The following is a 19,913-nucleotide window of genomic DNA, read 5'->3' on the forward strand; positions in this document are numbered from 1 at the left end:
CCTTTGCCAATTCTGTTAAGAATTGGAACCAGGTAATTATTATGAAATCATTTAGTATTTTAATTTTTCTATTATCCTTTATCAACTCCCTTTTTGCTCAAACTGGAAATCCGGGGATCATTAATGGGAAAATAACAGATGGATCAACTAATAAACCTGTTGAATTTGCTTCAATAGCTGTTGTAGACACAGTAACTGGAAAAACAACTAAAACCGCACAAAGTACATTAAATGGTACATTTTCATTTAAAAATCTTCCCGTAGGGTCCTACACATTAAAAATCTCTTATATCGGATACCAACCCTTTTCAAGAACTGGATTCATTATTTCTAATCAATCCTCAACTCTGGATGCAGGTACAATAAAACTTGTACAGGGCAAGTCAAACGTGCTTAAGGAAGTAGTTGTTCAGGCACAAAAAAGCACTATACAGCTTGGTGTAGACCGAAAAGTGTTCAATGTAGAACAAAATTTAGTAAGTGCGGGAGGATCTGCAACTGATATTCTGGCAAATGTACCTACGCTTTCTGTGGACATTGATGGCAACGTAAACTTGCGTGGGAGCAGCAATGTTCGGATTTTAATTGATGGACGCCCATCAGCAATTGGGGGTGGCGATATGGCATCCCTCTTGCAATCTTTGCCGGCTAGCTCGATTGAAACCATTGAACTGATTACTAACCCTTCCTCTAAATATGATCCTGAAGGACAGACTGGAATTATTAATATTGTACTTAAAAAGAATCAGCGAATAGGATTCAATGGAGGGGTTTCTTTATCAGCAGGAACATTGGATAATTACAATGCAAATACAAATTTAAGTTACCGGGATGGAAAGGTAAATTTATATGGTAACTACAGCTATCGCTATTCGAATAGAAAAGGTAGCGGGTTTAGTAATACAAATTTCCTGGACAACAACAGCATCCTGAACAATTCTACTGTTTCCAAAAGACATAATGAAGGTAATAATGCGAAAGTAGGGCTTGAATATTATTTAAACAGCAAAACTACGATTGGCGTTTCTGGCAATATCAATATCAGATCAGGTGACGATACGGAAGATATAAATTATTTATACCAGAATTATTCAACTGAACTGAATGGTACTAGCTTAAGAAAATCTACAGAAAAGGAAGATAATAAGGGTTACGACCTTAATTTCGATCTCATTAGAAAATTTAAACGTACGGGCGAAGAATTATCTGCAAATTTTTCATACGGAAGTAACAAGGAAGATGAGAATCAATACTTCAATCAGGATTTTTACACTGTTGGTGGCGCTTTAAAGGATACGCTTGACCGCAGGAAGGCTATGAACAGCCAAAACCGTGATAATTATAATATCCAACTGGATTACACCATACCTGTTAATGCTAAACAAAAATTCGAAACCGGTTATCGTGGAAGTATAGCAAATAGTGATGAGTCGCAGGTATCGGATCTATATAACAGAGTGAGTCAAACTTATGTGCGGGATAATTATTTAACGAATGACTTTGATCTGGAAGATCAGGTTCATGCTGTTTATATAAATTATCAAAATCAGATTACCGATAAGTTTGGCTTTCAATTTGGATTAAGGGCAGAACAAGCGAATTTAAACACCATATATTCTAGTCTTGATCCGATTACTCTGGCTCCATTAAAAACAGAAGGCAAATTAGATTATTTCAGAGTGTATCCCAGCGTTTTCCTTACACAGAAACTAAAGAATGATAATCAACTTCAATTGAGTTATACCCGCCGCGTAAATCGTCCAAGGGGTTGGCAGGTTAATCCGTTCAGGGACATTTCTGACCCTAACAATATCAGGGTAGGTAATCCTAATTTAAAACCTGAAGACATCCATTCTTTTGAATTAAGTCATATGAAGTACTGGAAAGCTATTACTTTCACTTCATCTCTGTATTTCAGGCAAGTTAATGATGTTGTAGAAGGAATTCAGCAAAGACTAGACAGCACCACCACCTTAACACAGTTTACAAACCTGACCCGTAACCAGGCATCAGGATTAGAGCTTATTTCGAAAGCCACTTTATTTAAAGGGTTTGATCTTACCGGCAATGCCAACTTATTTTATAACCATTTTTCGGGTAGTGAAGAATACGGTCTGGATGGAAACAGCGGATACAACTGGACAGGAAAACTAATCGTGAATGCTCAAATCGTAACTAACCTTTCTGCGCAGATAAATATGGAATACATGGCTAGAAGAGTAACAGCACAAGGAAGAGGAAGGGAAATGTTTGGAACTGATGCTGCGCTAAAACTTGATGTGTTGAAGAAAAAAGGGAGTCTTTCATTTAACATGAGAGATGTATTTAACTCAAGAAGATGGGGCATGATAACAGAAACAGCCCAATTTAACAGAGAATTCAGGAGGAGGATGCAAGGGAGGATGAGTACTTTAACATTCAGTTACCGGTTTGGTAATACGGATAATCAGCAAAAGAACAAGAAAAGAGACGATCAGCACAATGATTCGCCAGTTGAAGAGTATTAGAGAGTTTATTGCATACATTTGACGCCATTATTATCTCTCTTAATAAATCATAAATGTCTAAGAAAAACCGATACCTTTTACCAATAATGCTTGTGACCTCATTATTTTTTTTATGGGCATTACTTCATAACATAAATCCAATACTAATACCACACTTAAGAAAAGCACTTCAACTTGATGACATTCAATCATCTTATATCGACATAGCAGTAGCTGTGGCTTATTTTGCAATTGCCATACCTGCTGGATTGTTTATGCACAAGTTCGGTTATAAAAAGGGAATCATATTAGGACTTGTACTTTATGCCTTGGGTGCTTTGCTGGTCATTCCGGCAGCAGCTTCCAGAGATTATACTTATTTTCTTCTCGCTTTTTTCATCATTGCTAGTGGTGCAACATTCCTTGAAACAGTCGCTAATCCTTATATAGCTGTTTTAGGAGATAAAGACACCTCAGAACAACGCCTTAACTTAGCACAATCGTTTAATGGTGTAGGAGCGTTTTTAGCACCAATTATTGGCGGACAGTTTATCTTATCAGGTATAGAACATAGTCCTGAAGAGCTTAAATCCATGACGGCTATACAATTGAATCAATACTTGCAATCAGAAGCAGATACGGTTAAAATGCCCTACATTGTTATTGCTGTAGCTGTTTTTCTATTGATTTTGCTATTTCTTGCCGTGAAATTGCCAGAAGTAAAGGCCGATGATAGCGAACTGCACGGTGCTCCATCAAGTTTTTCAGCAAAAGTATTAAGACATCCACATCTGTCCTGGGCTGTAGTAGCTCAACTATTTTATGTAGGTGGACAGGTTGGTATTACCAGTTTTTTTATTCGATACGCCCGCTATGTTGCTGACATGAATGAGAAAGATGCTGCATTTTATTTAGGATCCATAGCAATGGTTGGGTTTATGCTTGGTCGTTTCATTGGAACCTTCTTAATGCGCTATATTAAACCAGCCAGTTTATTGAGCATTTATGCATCAATAAGCATCGTGTTAGTTATTATCGCGGTTACATTTGATGGTAACGTTGCCCTTTATGCTTTAATGGCTGTTCCATTTTTCATGTCTATTATGTTTCCTACCATTTTTGCCCTTGGAATTAAGGGCTTAGGTGAAGAGACTAAAATTGCATCCTCATTTCTTGTCATGGCTATTATAGGCGGCGCAATTATTCCAACCGTAATGGGATTTATTTCTGTCTTTTCAGGAAGCATTCAGTTGGCTTATATTGTACCACTTGTCAGCTTTCTAGTCATTCTTTTTTACGGTTTAAAAGGGCATAAAATTTCTGCAGAAATAAAATAACATGTTTAAACTAGATTCTCATCAGCATTTCTGGCGTTTTGATCCAATTAGGTATGGATGGATTACTGAGGAAATGAACCTTATAAAAGGAGACTTTCTTCCTGACGATTTAAAACCTTTGTTAGACAAGCATGCTATTGATGGCTGCATCGCAGTGCAGTCTGACCAATCGGAAGCTGACAACGCTTTTCTAATCGAATTAGCTACGATGAACCCTTTTATTAAAGGTGTGGTAGGCTGGGTAGATCTTCAGGCTGATAACATTGAGGAAACACTTCAGTTTTATAGTCAGTATTCTATAGTAAAGGGATTCAGACATGTGCTTCAAGGGGAAAAAGATAGAGCACTCATGCTTAACCCTGATTTTAAACGGGGAATCGGTCTATTAAATAAATTCAATTATACCTACGACCTTCTGATTTTTCAAGACCAGCTGATATATGCTTCGGAACTTTGCAGTACATTCCCTGAACAAAAATTCGTATTGGATCATATAGCAAAGCCTTCAATTAAAAATCATGTATTGGGCGATTGGGCAAAAGATATCCATATTCTCGCTAAAAATCCTAATGTCTACTGTAAGGTGTCAGGAATGGTTAATGAAGCGGATTGGAAAAATTGGAAAGAAGATGATTTCTTGCCCTACCTTGACCTAATATTTGGAGCCTTTGGAATTAAAAGGCTCATGTTTGGCTCAGATTGGCCAGTATGTAATACTGCTGGAGGATATGATGCTGTTTTGAAATTAGTTCAAAACTACACTGCCAAATATACTGAAGAAGAGCAATCGCTGTTCTGGGGTTTAAATGCCTCTACATTTTATGCCATAGTTTAATTTTTACAATTAGCTTTGTCGCATATTATTATTACATGAAAACATTAGTTTGTACTACTCCTGGTAACTTTGAATACCAGGAGGGCCAATACCCAACACCTCAAAAAGATTATTCCATTCTTAAAATTAAAAGGATAGGAATATGTGGAACAGACCTTCATGCTTTTGAGGGATCACAACCCTTTTTTGAATATCCAAGAATATTAGGACATGAACTTGCTGCCGAATTCATTGAAGGCGACAATGCAACTGGTTTTACAAAAGGAGAGAGCGTTACATTCATCCCTTATTTTAATTGTGGCGAATGCGTTGCCTGCCGTTCAGGTAAGCCAAACTGCTGTGCAAGTATTAAAGTTTGCGGTGTACATATAGATGGTGGAATGGCTGAATATCTTTCAGTACCTTCCTATTCATTAATTCATGGCAATGGACTTAGTTTTGATGAGCTAGCTTTAGTTGAGCCTCTTTCTATAGGAGCTCACGGAGTAAGACGGGCAGGTGTTACACCTGGTGAATTTGTTTTAGTTATTGGAGCAGGTCCAATTGGATTAGGAATAATGGAATTTGCCAGAATTGCTGGAGGGAAAGTAATAGCCATGGATATCAATGATGGACGGCTTGCCTTCTGTCAGAATAAGCTAAAGGTTGAATATATTATCAATCCAATTGATGATGACGTTGAAGCAAGGTTAAAAGAAATAACAAATGGCGATTTTCCTACAGTTGTAATTGATGCAACAGGAAGCCAACGCGCAATTAACAACGGATTTAGCTATATGGCCCATGGAGCACGCTATGTATTGGTTGGATTGCAAAAAGGAGAAGTTGCAGTAAGTCACCCTGAATTTCATAAACGCGAAGGAACCTTAATGAGCAGTAGAAATGCAACACGTGAGGACTTTGAGCATGTTATTAAATCGATGAAAAGTGGTCAGGTTAATCCTGCTACCTATATCACGCATCGGGTATCCTTTGATCAGGTTAAAGAGCAGTTCCAATCTTGGTTAGATCCTAAAAAAGGAGTAATTAAAGCAATGGTTAAACTTTAATAGTTAAGCCTGGAAATCATTAAATATAAAGAATAAATGAATGATTTCAATATAATAACAAAAAAGGCCTTTCCCACTAAATTTGGAAAGGCCTTTTTTGTTATTATATTGAGCTTTTTTACTACCAGAAAACCGTGTAAAGCGCTACAAGTATACCAATCACTAACACTGACCCTGCAATAAATCCTGGATGTGGTTTAAACATACTAGTGTCTACTTCAAGTGATACAGCTTTAGTACCGTTTCTACTTTCATAAGTACTGATAAGAAACATTCCAACAAAACAGATTACGAATACAAAACCCATTCGATCAAGGAAAGGTATTTCAACCAAACCGGATACTGCACTCTTAGCTGCAAATCCGTAAGGGATAAGGAAGCTTAAATCTGTCCATTCAGGTAAGAATTTAAATACCAATGAGAATAAGAAACCACCCACTGTTGCAAATAGTGCAGCATTTGAAGTAGCCTTTTTCCAGAAGAAACCTAAAATAAACATAGCAAATATACCCGGAGACACAAATCCTGTATATTCCTGAATATACTGAAACCCTCCTTTTTTATCAATACCCAAATGCGGGGCAATGATTACACCTAATATCATTGATATGACTACAGTTAGCTTCCCTACATTAACAAGCCTTCTCTCACTTGCTTCAACATTAAACACTTTTTTGTAAATATCTAAAGTAAAGATCGTTGCTATACTATTTGCTTTACCAGCTAATGAGGCTACGACTGCAGCAGTTAATGCCGCAAATGATAGACCTTTTAGGCCTGCCGGAAGAAGATTTAACATTACGGGATAGGCCCTGTCCTGATTTAATTCTCCATTCATCAACATGTCATTAGAAAAATTCCCTGAACCTTCTTTATAAAGAATGTAAGCTGCAATACCTGGAAGAACCACGATAACCGGCATTAACAGTTTAAGGAATGCTGCGAATAAAATACCGTTACGGGCTGTCTTTAAATCAGCACCTAAAGCACGCTGAACGATGTATTGATTACATCCCCAGTAATTTAAATTCACAATCCATAAACCACCTAATAGAACAGTTAAACCGGGAAGATCTAAGAAGTTACCATTATCCTTATGAAGAATCATCTGGAAGTGTTCTGGCGCTTTTTCCATCATATGGCTAAAACCGCTTATCACTCCTGAATCACCATAATGCTCAGCAACAAGGTTTAATGCCAGGTAAGTAGTAGCCAAACCTCCAAGAATCAGAAAAAACACTTGAATAACATCCGTATAACCAATTACTTTCATTCCTCCAAGGGTGATAATAATGGCAAAGAATGCGAGGAAGTACATACAAAACGTCAGGCTGATTCCGGAAATAGCACTAACTGCGATCGCACCCAAATACAGGATAGATGTTAAGTTAACCACTACATACAATAACAACCAAAAGATAGCCATAACCATTGCCACTGTGCCATTATATCGCTGGTGCAGGAACTGGGGCATGGTAAAAATCTTGTTTTTTAAATACACCGGAATAAAGAAAACCGCTACAATGATCAATGTAAGTGCGGCCATCCATTCGTAGGCCGAAATAGCCAATCCAATTTGAAATCCTGAACCACTCATTCCCACAAACTGCTCTGCGGAGATGTTGGATGCAATTAAAGAGGCCCCGATGGCCCACCAGGTTAAAGATCCTTCCGCAAGAAAGTAATCCTTTGAGCCCATGGTAGCAGCTTTCTTTCGGTAATAGATCCACAATCCATAACCTGCTACTATCACAAAATAGATAAGAAAAACAATGTAATCCTTCGTGTCAAGCGTATTCATTTGGTTTATATGTCTGTTATTAATAATTTACAATACTTCTTTACTTAAAATAAGGGGAGGTTAACCTTGCCTTTCATGCTAATTCCCAATAATTTAAACAAATTTTACTACACAGCAAGTGTCTTGTAAACACTCATGAATTCTGCGCCTCAAAGTAGGAATATTTCTCTAAATAATAGCAGGAAAATAAATTTTTATGCATTATTAAAACATTTTACAACTTTACCCTATTTTTTGTCTTTAAATCTGATGAAGAACTACCTATAAGGATGTCAAATTTCCCAGGTTCTAAAACCCATTGATTTTGCTTGTCATCATAATAACTAAATGCACTTTTATCTAAACTGAACTCAATTTCTTTAGACTCTCCTGCGTTTAGAAAGACTTTTTTAAATGCCTTCAACTCTTTTATTGGTCGTTTCAAAGAAGACTTTAGATCCCGGACATACAATTGAACGACTTCCGCCCCTTGCCTGGTTCCTGTATTCTGAACCGATAGTTTTACAAGGGCAGAACCAGTTGAAGTCACCACAACAGGTTTGCTGTATTTAAATGTGGTATAAGACAGTCCATGACCGAAAGCGAACTGAGGTTGTAACTTATAGGTGTCGAAATAGCGGTATCCAACAAATATATCTTCATTATAATGAACATTTATGCTATCACCAGGATATTCGCCTAACTTATGAGCAGGAGAATCATCCAGATGTTTTGGAAAAGTCACTGTTAGTTTGCCCGATGGATTAACAACACCGAAAAGAATTTCTGCTAATGCCGTTCCTCCTTCCATTCCAGGATATCCCACCTGAAGGATTCCTTTTGCCTCATTGACCCATGTATCTATATCAATAGGACCACCTCCATAAAGCACAACAATCGTATTCGGATTTGCTTTTATAACCGCTCGAATCAATTCATCCTGACCAAAGGGCATATTCATATTGGGTTTATCAAAACCTTCAGTATCGTAGGCATTATCACTCCAGGTACTATAATCGTAACCGTGAGTCCAGCCACCAACAACAATAGCAACATCAGCCTTCTTAGCTGCTTCAACTGCCTGTTGAATAAGCTTGGGATCCGCCTGCGCATTCCTGGCAATCGTGTAGCCCTGTTCAAAAGTTATCCCAATACTATTGCCACACAGGTTCTGAAGTCCTTTTAAAGGAGTAATTTCATACTTGGTTCTAACTTGAGAACTTCCACCACCCATTGCATTATCACGATTTCCATTAGCACCTATAACTGCTATTGTTTTAACAGTCATTTTATCCAGCGGCAAAATGTTACCCTTGTTCTTTAGCAAAATAATCCCCTCTTCTGCTATCTTACGGGCTACATCGGAATGTTCTTTAGTAGCATAAGATCCTGAAGGGCGCTTATCGAACATATGAGTCTTATACATCACTCTTAAAATGCGACGCACTTTATCATCAATTACCGATTCTGGAATTTCACCATTGCGTACCATTTTAAGAGCAGGTTCAGCGAAAAAGAATTTGCTGTAATCCGGATTTGGCAACATCGCAAGATCCGTTCCCATTTCTAGGTCCGCTCCACCAAGCAAAGCCTCTTTAGTGCTATGAATTGCTCCCCAATCACTCATTACTAATCCCTGAAACCCCCATTCTCCCTTTAATATCTTATTGATCAGGTAATCATTATAGGTACAATATTCTCCTCTGAACCTGTTATACGATCCCATCACCGTATTTACGCCTCCCTCTACAACAGCAGCCTTAAAACCAGGCAAATAAATTTCTCTCAAAGCCCGCTCACTCATTTCCACATTAATTCCACTCCTGTTGATTTCCTGATTATTTCCCATATAGTGCTTCAAACTCGCTGAAACACCCTGGTCCTGTACACCTTTGATATATCCAACCACCATTTTGGAGATAAGATAAGGGTCTTCACTCATATACTCAAAGTTCCTTCCATTAAGTGGAGTCCTCATAATGTTTATACCTGGACCCAGAATCACATCCTTTCCGCGATAATTAGCCTCACTGCCCAATACAGAACCTGATGCATATCCCATTTCAGGATTCCAGGTTGAAGCCAAGGTTATACCAACCGGCAAATAGGTAGACGAATCATCGCCCTTGTTGTCCAAAACCCAATCTCTTCCATGTTCGGGACGTACTCCATGAGGTCCATCTGATGTCATCAATTCCGGAATACCCAAACGCGCCACACCTGTTGATGTGAAGGAAGAATTCCCATGAATCATGCCTATCTTCTCTTCAAGAGTCATCTTCTTAATGAGACTTTCGATTTTAGATTCAGTAGCAGGGTCGGTTGTTTGCTGAGCCGAAGCTGGAAGCAAATTTGTGCCTATACAAATGACACAACAAAGAATGGATCGTAGTAATTTAGATTTTATCATGGTTAACTGTTAACTTAAAGTTTCAAAATTATGCAGCAATTCAATAGTGCAAGGTATTTGTATGTTACTATTAAGGACTCATTATGTTAAGTATCTTCATTTAAGCTTACTTAATTCCGCTTCAGTGATAGTAAATATGCTTCCATGCCTTATTCCATTAGGCATACTAATTTTTGTGGATATATCTGTCCAGGTTTTTAAATCCTTAGAAGTAATAGCCCCATATTTATGATCTCTGTACTTATCAAAATAAACGATCCATTGACCATTTATTTTAAGGGTTGTGGGACCCTCAGCCCAATAATCTCCGGTAATAGGTTCACTAGCCTTACTGTATGGTCCTGTTAGCTTTTTGGAAAATGCAATCTTCAGATTCTTTTTTACAGGCTCTTTTGTTTCATCTTTCATAAACATAACCCACTTTTTTCCTGCCTTAACGATTGAGGCATCAATTACATTAAAGCCGGGATCATAAAGCAGTTTAGCATCTGTAAATACCTTAAAATCTTTAGTTGTTGTATAATACATACGGTGATTATAACCATCATCCGCAGTGCTTTGCGTTTCAGGAAATAATCCCTTTATTGTGGTAGCCCAATAAATTAAGTAGATCTTTGACTTTGCATCATAGGTTATTTCTGGTGCCCAGGTATTTCTTGCTCCCTCTTCATGCTGCATAACAGGAATAAACTTTTGTTCAGACCAATTAATTAAATCATCAGAACTCGCATAGCCTATTCCTTTATCCTTCCAGCTCACGGTCCACACCATATGAAACTTACCATCTCCACCACGTATTATACATGGATCGCGCATTAACTTATCAGCACTTACTGTGGGTGATAAAAATGATTGATCATTTTTTAGCGCTTCCCACTGATATCCATCCCGGCTATAAGCCAAATGAAGGCCATCTTCTCCATTTCCTTTAAAGTAAGAGAATAGGTAAACGGGACCTTGCTGAGCAAACGTAGAAATAGCTAAGAATATAAACAAAACAGGCAGTATAATTTTCTTCATAATGGGTTAACGTGGTCAAAAATAATGAGGCAAGTTATCAGATTATTCATTAGAAAGAAAGTCCTTTCTTTAAAATTATCCGAATTGTTTTTATTAACACACTTTATCTCAGTTTTAACCGAATGCATACATCATCATTTTTCAATATTGTCCACAACTTTTGCATCTCAAACATTGAAACCAAATATAATTTGTCATTAAACCACGCTTCACTTCGCCTCAATGGTAACCGAACTTAAGATTAACCCTAACGATGTTGCTTCCACAATAATAGCCCCACTAGTATTCCTCGCCTGAATGATAGCCAATGCCAAACCATTAAAGGCATTACGATGACTTACTTTAAAAGATTCATGACTAGTTGGATCACCATTGTCGACCGCATTTAAAAAGCCTGCACCGGTTACTTTCAAATTAATCAGGTTATCAGCATCAGGCACCACATTCCCTGCATTATCCAAAATCCGCATCGTTACAAAGGAGAGATCTTTTCCATCTGCCTTTATTTTACTACGATCAGCGATCAATTCAATTTTAGCCGCTTTCCCTGCAGTATTCACTTCTGCCAATAAAACCTCCTTACCATTCTTGCGTGAAATCGCCCGAAGCTTTCCTGCTACATAGGGCACCCTCCATTTCACATGCATTTCATCACCAACCTTCTTTTTAATGCCAAGTGATTTTCCGTTTAGATAAAGTTCTACCTCATCTGCTTGGTTGTAATAAGCCACCACATCTACAGTATCACCCGATTTCCAATTCCAGTGTGGATAAATATGCAAGACCGGAGTATCCGTCCAAACGCTCTTATATAAATAATACACATCCTTAGGAAAGCCGGCAAGATCAACAATACCGAAGTAGGAACTACGTGCCGGCCATGGATAAGGAGTAGGTTCACCTAAATAATCGAAACCAGTCCAGACAAACATACCTGAAACATGAGGACTCTTTTGCAGCATCTGCAAACTCCTTTCATGTGTAGATCCCCAGGGCGCAATCACATGATCATAAGCAGAAACAGTAAAATTAGCATTCCCACCACCTTTAATAGGCTTATCCCAAGCCTCAGGCCATTTACGAATGGTATCAAAGGGTACAAGATCATAATGCCCCCTGGTTTCCAATGCAGAAGTACTTTCCGTTACAATGAACTTTTTACCTGGCCAGCTTTCATGAAACTTTGCCCAAAGATTGTCATTGTAATTATACCCGATCAGATCAAAGGCTCCCGATTTCAGCAGATTATTATACACATGAATTTCATTATTAGCCGTAGTAATCGCCCGAGTTGTATCCAAGCCTTTCACAATAGCGACCAGTTCTCTGGCAATTACCCTTCCTGTAGTATCACCTTTTTTTTCATCGCCCCACTGTTCCTGAATTTCGTTACCCACACTCCACATAAAAACGCTGGGGTGATTCCGGTCGCGCTTTATCTGATCTTCCAGATCTATTTTATGCCATTGATCCCAATCCAGGTGATAATCAAAAGGATTTTTCTGCTTTTTCCACATGTCAAAAGACTCATCCATTACGATGAAGCCCATTTCATCGCAAAGATCCAGCAGTTCAGGAGCAGGTGGATTATGAGAGGTGCGGATACCATTACAACCCATTTCTTTTAAGATCTGAAGCTGACGTTCTGCCGCTCGTTTATTGAAAGCAGCACCAAGAGCTCCCAAATCATGATGATTACAAACCCCTTGTATTTTAAGCGATTTGCCATTTAGCGTAAAACCCTTATTAACATCAAAATTAAAGCTGCGGATCCCAAATGTAGTTTCATAATTATCCGACAATTTGTTATTTACTAGAACCTGACTGACTGCTTTATATAAAACAGGACTAGCTACAGACCATAGATGAGGATTATTAAGCAGCACACTCTGATCAACCTGAAGAGATTTACCCATAGGAATAATACTTTTCTTAGACACTTCAGCCACTTGCTTTCCCTCAATAGTGTAGATTCCCGTTTTGAGCACTACATTCAAGGTCTTTAACGACCCATTAGTAATTGTCGTTTTAACAAGAACCTTTGCTTCCTTAGAAGAAACCAAAGGCGTAGTAATAAAAGCACCAAACTGAGGAACATAAACCGGATTTATAGTCGTTAACCAAACATTACGATAAATTCCAGATCCAGAATACCAGCGTGAATTAGGCTGTTTCGAGTTATCCACTTTTACAGCAATCACATTGCTGCCACCATAATTCAAGAATTTAGAGAGCTCATATCGAAAAGAAATATAACCATTAGGGCGTTTTCCCAAGTAATGACCGTTGATCCATACCTCACTATTACGATATACCCCTTCAAAGTCAATAAATGTCAATTTCCCCTTACTCGATACCGGGATTTGAAATGTTTTCCGATACCAACCCATACCACCCGGCAAAGCTCCTCCACCCGGTGTAGCAGGATGTTCTTTACTGAAACTTCCCTCTATACTCCAGTCATGTGGCAGATTAAGGGATCTCCATTTCGTATCATTAAAAGCACTATTCTTTGCAGTCTCCGCCGCACCAAGATGAAACTTCCAGGCTTTATTAAAATCAACAACCTGACGGGGATTACTTTGCGCTATAGCTGATAAACCTGGCTGCATGAAACAAACCAACAGGAACGAACGAAACAGGTACTTCATAATTTTATTATATTTAAATCCCACACAAAAGCATTAGCACTAGCAACATACCGGCCTTTACTCCTCAAAATTTAACACAATTGATTCCTATTAAAAAAAAACCTGCCTTACAGCAGGATTTTTCCTCTTAATCACATTAAACTCATATCATCCGATTAACCCGGATCATCAAAACTCATCTTATTTAGAACCTAAAATATAATGAAAGGCAAACCATTCATCTTTTTCAGCAGTGTAAGATGTACCAAACCAAATTCCCTTACTTTCAACTTTACCAGGAAAGGCTTTAACTACTTTAAGCACATGTGTAGCAGTACTCATCCAGTTACCTGGATTCTGGATCAATGTACCATTTACCAAGGTAACCTCGTTTGTTGCTTCATTGATAGTAAAGCTACCTTTTGTATAAACACCACTTTGATTAAGCGTATAGTTCTGTCCTCCTAAACGGTCAAACAGAATCCATGAATTTTCAGAAACCGCTTTCCAGGAGTCATTCCAACCCCAGTCCCTGGAATCATTTGCAGCTTTTGTCCAGCCTTTACCTTTGCCAATCCAGTCAATCGGATTCCCGGCACCATCAAGCAACCAAATCCTTCCTGAAGAACTACTACCAGCCAACATGGTCAATAGCTCTCCTGCTTTAAACGTAGGACCGAAGCCTTCATCCGGACCTGTTTCTACAGGAACCCAATTATCAGAATACGCTTTCGATATAAAGTTATAAACCAATAATGCAGGTCCCTCACCATCCACATCCTTGTCTCGTAAGACTCCTAAACGGAGGCTATTATCAGTTAATTCAATCACTTGATATTTCGACCAGTTACTTATACCGGTCAAACCGTTTTTCGCAGGTTTATAAGAACGCAAAATAGTTGCTCCATTCAAGGTGATAGTTTTAGCAGCAGGGTCAAAAGAGAAAGTTCCGTTTTCCCTTACCCCGCCTTCAATCAGTTTATTATTACTAAAAAACGGGCCACCCTTCAAATTGAATTTCATGCTTCCATAATCTCCCTTCGTCATTACACCTGGGTAAACGTCCGCAACCCCAGGCCACCACCATACACTGCTAAAATTAGCAGGGTCAAGGAAAGTAATAGGTCCTGCACCTAATTTACCATCGGTATCCAGTAACCATTCTTTTTCATTTCCCGGCCCACCTGTCAATGCTATCCATAGCGGATCCTGCACATAACTCAGGTTGTCTGCAGTAACGACGATAGGCACAGAGTCCATTTGTATTGTATTTCCACCAGAAAGCACAGCGAACTTAACCATATACTTTCCTTTAAACGCAAATTGGATGGTATCTTTAGTACGGGTCGAACGACCTGTACCATAATCCCACATTGGCAAAACTCCCGGAGTTTCATTCGTTAATATGACAGTATTACCCCCCGGATCTTTTACAAGATCCTGAACAACCGTAAATTTAACCGCTGATTTATCCAGCGTCTTTTCAAGTGAATAGTCTTCTTTCTGACAGGCGGTCATCATCACCACCGGCAGAAAGAGAGCAGTTAGTATTTTTATAAAGCGTTTCATGTCTTGTTTTGCTAATTATTATCGATCTGTTATCTCTCTACCAGCCTGGATTTTGCTTCAACACACCGGTCGAAAGCGCAACTTCACTATTTGGAATTTGTTGCCAACCTTTTGTTTCTGTTATTTTCGCTGCAGTTATTGTCTTTGTAGCAGGTTTTCCGCCATTCAAAACAGTTGTAGTTTCTGCAATTTCCTGTGCAGCTACATTCACCCCTCTCCGAAGCAAATCCCAAAAACGAATCCCTTCAAACGCGAATTCAAGCCTTCTCTCCTTCATGATATTATCTTGAGAGATAGCCAACGGAGTAAACGCCCCTTGATAAGCCCTTCTTCTCACATCATCAAAATAAGTCTGCGCATTGGCACTGCCCAATTCAGCTGCCATAAGCAGAACATCGGAATACCTGATTGCTACATAATCTTCAAACTGGCCAATCATAAAATTTGCGGCTCCATTGTTTACAGCAATACTATTCCCTGCTTCATCAACAAGAGGCGCATATTTTTTTACATAATAACCCGTATATTCCCTTTGCTTATTCTGATTAACAAAAGGAATTTTTTCTTCAGCAATAGCAATAGTTGAAGCTGCTTTCCGGGTATCCGTTGCCAAATAGGCATTGTACAATTTTGGATTTACAGTAGCACCACCCCATCCATTTCCATAGGGATAACTATATTGTTCCCGCATTCCATACATCACCATCCAATGATTTCCATCGATATTACCGGCGTAATCACTTGTATACGTATACTTAATTCCGAAAACAGTCTCTCTATTATCTTCTCCAACGTAACCGGTTAGGGATGCAGGCCATAAATTAGCGAAATCGCCTACTAAACCAAATCCGCCATTAGTTACTACATTTTCAAGGTAAGTCAGCGCCTGTGCTTTAGTTACAACCCCTGCCAAATCTGGTTTAGCGTAATATCCGGTGTAAAACAAATAGACACGACCTAACAACGCTTCAGCAGCCCATTTAGTCACTCTTCCATGTGTTGCAACAGGTTGAGCAGCATAATTAGTAGCAGGCAGATTATCTGCGGCAAACTTCAGGTCTTCAGCGATCGTTTTAAAAACCTCTTCTGCCGAAGATTGAGGAATATTTTCTTTAGATGGTGCAGTCAGCAATGGAATATTTCCCCACAACCTTACCATATCAAAATACAAATAAGCACGTAGAAAACGCACTTCCGATTCATAGGTATTTCTTAACGTAGGGTTCGAACTCCAATCAATCTGATCCATTTTACCGATCAGCATATTACAACGAAATATCGCTTTGTAATATGCACTCCAGTTAGCTCCAAACAGGTCCTGATCCGAAGGTGACCTGTTTTTATCAAATTCGTCAATCATTTGATAACCATAAGCATCTGAGGCACCCGTTCCGCCAAAACAATTATCTGAAAGCAGTTCACTGGCAACCGGGAAACTCACCCCATCTGCCCAAACCGTTTGAAGCCCATCATAACACCCTACCAATGCGGTATATGCATCCTCAGGTGTTTTATAAAAATTCGTTTCCGTTGGATTAGTGATTGGTTCAACATCCAGGAATCCCTTTGAACATCCACCTAAGGAAAGGAATACAAATGCCAGAATATATATTTTTGTAATTTTCATGTTTTTTAGATTAAGAATTAGAATCTGATATTAGCTCCAAGCAAGAATGTTCGTGGACGTGGGTAGTAACCAAGATCTATTCCTGAAGAAAACCGATCCCGCTCGCCATTATCAATTCCATAACCAATCTCCGGATCCATTCCTGTATAGGTAGTAAAGGTGTATAAGTTCTGTACAGAACCATATATTCGTACCTGGCGCAGGTATCCTTTTTTAATTACTTTTCCGAAATCATAACCCAACGTAACATTGCTAATCCTTAAATAATCTCCCTTATGAATGTATAGGTCCGAAAAATTGATCCAATTAGATGAGTTTTCTGTAACCCGGGGGAGTGTATTTGAAGTTCCTTCACCATGCCACCTTCCCAATATAGCAGTCGTGTAATTCGCATATTGATTAGTTTGGTTGCGGTAAGACTGTACAATTTGATTCCCTGCGACTCCGGACGCTAACATAGAAAAGTCTAACCCTTTATAATTGGCCGACAAGGTTATGCCAAAGGTATAATCCGGATTCGGATCACCAATCTTACCCCGGTCAAGATCATTTATCACTCCATCGTCGTTCAAATCAGCATATCTTACGTCACCTGGTTGGGCCGAAGGCTGAATAAGAGTACCATTGGAAGAACGGTTAGCATTAACATCCGCTTCAGTCTGGAATATGCCTGCAGTTGTTAATCCCCAGAAATAACCAATCGGAAATCCGGTCTGAGCACGATAAAATCTTGCGGAATTATCAAACAACTGATTAAGAGCTCCAGGAATAGTTTCATCTGGATTTGGAATTTCTTTGACCTCATTTTTATTGTAAGCTCCATTTACACCGATCGAATACCGAAAATCACCTGATGTTCCATTATAAGTAAGGCCTAATTCAATCCCTCTATTCTCCACATTTCCCCCGTTTATATAGGGAGCCTCGGCACCTGCAGTAGCATAAATTGGTGCTGCAATCAGCCAGTCCTTAGTGGCTTTTTTATACCAATCCACAGTCACGCCGATCTTATCGTGTAATAGTCGGGCATCCAATCCAATATTTAGCTGTTCAGAGGTTTCCCATTTAACATCAGGGTTTCCCAACCGATTAGGAAAGGCTCCCGGAGTAAGCGCTCCTTCTTTATCACCGAATGAATAATTGACATTATTAAAACGAACGGGTGCCAGGTATTGAAAAGCAGCAATGTTCTGATTTCCTACTTGACCCCAGCTAGCCCTTAACTTCAAAAAGCTTAACAGACTACCTTCACTCTTCAGAAACTCCTCATTGGACAGAACCCAACCCGCTGATACGGAAGGGAAATAACCCCAACGATTACTTTTATAAAATTTCGAAGAACCATCTGCACGGAATGTCGTATTCAACAGATACGTTTCTTTGTAATTGTAATTTAACCGACCAAAATAGGACATTCTTTTTTCTTCAAATACAGTTTCTGAACGATCAGTCGGGCCCCCTCCTATCGCTATCGTTGCACCATTTGTATTTGTTGCATTTGAAAGCCAAGCATGTTCCAAGTCATTGAATATTAAATCACTATTCGCTCCCCATATAGCCGATCTATCTGAATGAAAGCTGGATGTACCCGCTAATAGTTCAAACTTGTGATCTTTATTTACATTGAAGTTATAGCTTAACAATTTATCCAACATCAAAGTCTTTCCCTTACCCAAGGATTGATCTACCCGGGAAATATTATTAAACGAATAGATGGATAAAGTATAAATCGGGCTAAAAGAACGACTCTCCTCTGCAAAATAATCAATTCCTAAACTTGTCCTGAATTTCAAATTCTTTATGGGCTCAATCTGAAAATATAAGTCACCAATCATTCTCTGATTATTCCTTGCATTCTGATTTCCGTACACCATAGCAGCATAAGGATTTGCCTCTCCATTATTCCATGTAGACTTACTATTATCAAAGAAATTTCCATTCTCATCATACATAGGCACAAACGGACTCGTATTGAAGGCTGCCCTTAATGAGTTACTGTATTGGTTGCCTACACCAATTCCATTACTGTTGATGTAATTAAAAGTAAGATGCTGACCAACGGTCACTATCTTATTATATAAGTTATGCTCTGAATTTATACGGAAGTTATACCGATCATAATTTGACAAATCTTTCCCCCCCACTATACCTTCCTGTCCTGTATAAGAAAGAGAGGTTGAATACACGGAAGATTCGCTTCCCCCTTGGGCTCCAACTACATAATTCTGTGTAAGCGCATTATCCACAAACATTTCATCTAACCAGTTGGTACCAGAACCCATCTCTGCAATTTGAGCATTGGTAAAATATGGCGTTTTACCCCCGTTTACAGCAGCTTCATTCATGATGGAAGCATATTGTTGTGAGTTCAGAAGCTTTGCCTTTTTAGCCGCACTCTGAGTTCCCGTATAGGCGTCGATCGTAATTTGAGCAGCCTGACCTTTCTTTCCCTGCCTTGTAGTCACCAAAACCACCCCATTAGCAGCCTGTGATCCATAGATAGCTGCAGAAGCAGCATCCTTCAATACATCTAAAGACTCGATATCCGAAGGATTCAAATAATCAATACTTGGAGTCTGTACTCCATCCACAATATAAAGCGGACCGGAATTACTTACTGTACCCACTCCCCTTATGATCACTCTTGAACCTTCACCTGGTTGTCCTGATGTAGATGAGATCTGGATTCCTGGGGCCTGTCCCTGCAAGGCTTGCAGAGCATTTGTAGTACTTTGTTTCTGAAGTTCATCTCCTTTTACCTGAGCAGTGGCACCCGTTACTAGTCTTTTCCTTTGCACACCATACCCTATTACCACCACTTCGTCTAATGCTTTCACATCATCACTCAATTGGATATTAATAGTATTACCTTGACCTACGCGTACTTCCTTCTTTGCAAATCCAATTGATGTAATCTCAAGTAAATCTCCCGTCTGGGCACTAATTGAATATACACCTTCAACATTTGTACTTGTACCACCCGTCTTACCCTTTATTTTTACAGCAGCCGACGGAATAGGCTGAGCATCCGATATCGCTGTCACCTTCCCGGTAATTGTGCGTGTTTGAGCAAAGCCCTGAAGGCTAAATAGCATCATCGAAAGGAGCATCCACAAGAGGACTTTCCTATCTTTCTTAGTAGCAATTCTTTCCATTTCGTATAATTAGGT

At 39.1% G+C, this 19,913-nt stretch carries 11 protein-coding genes; 4 read left to right on the forward strand and 7 right to left on the reverse strand.

Features of this window, described 5'->3' with window-relative positions:
- Positions 1 to 41 precede the first annotated feature (41 nt).
- The 4 genes from BFL47_RS05095 to BFL47_RS05110 are packed head-to-tail and all read left to right on the forward strand — an operon-like array spanning position 42 to position 5,707.
- A complete protein-coding gene (locus BFL47_RS05095) occupies positions 42 to 2,507 on the forward strand; it encodes a TonB-dependent receptor (protein ID WP_069658723.1) in 2,466 nt (821 codons plus the stop codon).
- Between the two features lie 53 nt (positions 2,508 to 2,560).
- On the forward strand, positions 2,561 to 3,823 hold the full coding sequence (fucP, locus tag BFL47_RS05100; RefSeq protein ID WP_069658724.1) for an L-fucose:H+ symporter permease: 1,263 nt from the start codon (positions 2,561 to 2,563) through the stop codon (positions 3,821 to 3,823).
- A gap of 1 nt (position 3,824) precedes the next feature.
- On the forward strand, positions 3,825 to 4,658 hold the full coding sequence (locus BFL47_RS05105) for an amidohydrolase family protein (RefSeq protein WP_069658725.1): 834 nt from the start codon (positions 3,825 to 3,827) through the stop codon (positions 4,656 to 4,658).
- Positions 4,659 to 4,693: 35 nt separating this feature from the next.
- Entirely contained in the window at positions 4,694 to 5,707 is a 1,014-nt protein-coding gene (locus tag BFL47_RS05110; protein ID WP_069658726.1) for a zinc-binding alcohol dehydrogenase family protein, read from the forward strand.
- A 121-nt stretch (positions 5,708 to 5,828) separates the two neighbouring features.
- Here the strand turns inward: BFL47_RS05110 and BFL47_RS05115 are convergent, their stop codons facing one another.
- The 7 genes from BFL47_RS05115 to BFL47_RS05145 form a co-directional block, all read right to left on the reverse strand.
- Entirely contained in the window at positions 5,829 to 7,508 is a 1,680-nt protein-coding gene (locus tag BFL47_RS05115; RefSeq protein ID WP_069658727.1) for a sodium/sugar symporter, read from the reverse strand.
- Positions 7,509 to 7,722: 214 nt separating this feature from the next.
- The gene (locus BFL47_RS05120; RefSeq protein ID WP_170827271.1) at positions 7,723 to 9,897 is read right to left on the reverse strand and encodes a glycoside hydrolase family 3 C-terminal domain-containing protein; all 2,175 of its coding nucleotides are present in this window, start codon (positions 9,895 to 9,897) and stop codon (positions 7,723 to 7,725) included.
- A 96-nt stretch (positions 9,898 to 9,993) separates the two neighbouring features.
- A complete protein-coding gene (locus BFL47_RS05125) occupies positions 9,994 to 10,917 on the reverse strand; it encodes a glycoside hydrolase family 43 protein (protein ID WP_069658728.1) in 924 nt (307 codons plus the stop codon).
- A 209-nt stretch (positions 10,918 to 11,126) separates the two neighbouring features.
- Positions 11,127 to 13,568 carry a beta-galactosidase GalB gene (galB, locus tag BFL47_RS05130; RefSeq protein WP_069658729.1) on the reverse strand — a complete coding sequence of 814 codons (2,442 nt, stop codon included), beginning with the start codon at positions 13,566 to 13,568 and terminating at the stop codon, positions 11,127 to 11,129.
- Positions 13,569 to 13,748: 180 nt separating this feature from the next.
- Entirely contained in the window at positions 13,749 to 15,116 is a 1,368-nt protein-coding gene (locus BFL47_RS05135) for a hypothetical protein (protein WP_069658730.1), read from the reverse strand.
- 37 nt (positions 15,117 to 15,153) lie between these two features.
- Complete coding sequence (locus tag BFL47_RS05140; RefSeq protein WP_069658731.1) at positions 15,154 to 16,743, reverse strand: RagB/SusD family nutrient uptake outer membrane protein; 1,590 nt, start codon at positions 16,741 to 16,743, stop codon at positions 15,154 to 15,156.
- Between the two features lie 17 nt (positions 16,744 to 16,760).
- Positions 16,761 to 19,898 (reverse strand): SusC/RagA family TonB-linked outer membrane protein, encoded by a 3,138-nt coding sequence (locus BFL47_RS05145; RefSeq protein ID WP_069658732.1) that lies wholly within the window; start codon positions 19,896 to 19,898, stop codon positions 16,761 to 16,763.
- Positions 19,899 to 19,913: the final 15 nt, after the last annotated feature.

The sequence above is a fragment of the Arcticibacter eurypsychrophilus genome (assembly GCF_001730525.1).
In the GTDB taxonomy this organism is placed as follows: domain Bacteria; phylum Bacteroidota; class Bacteroidia; order Sphingobacteriales; family Sphingobacteriaceae; genus Arcticibacter; species Arcticibacter eurypsychrophilus.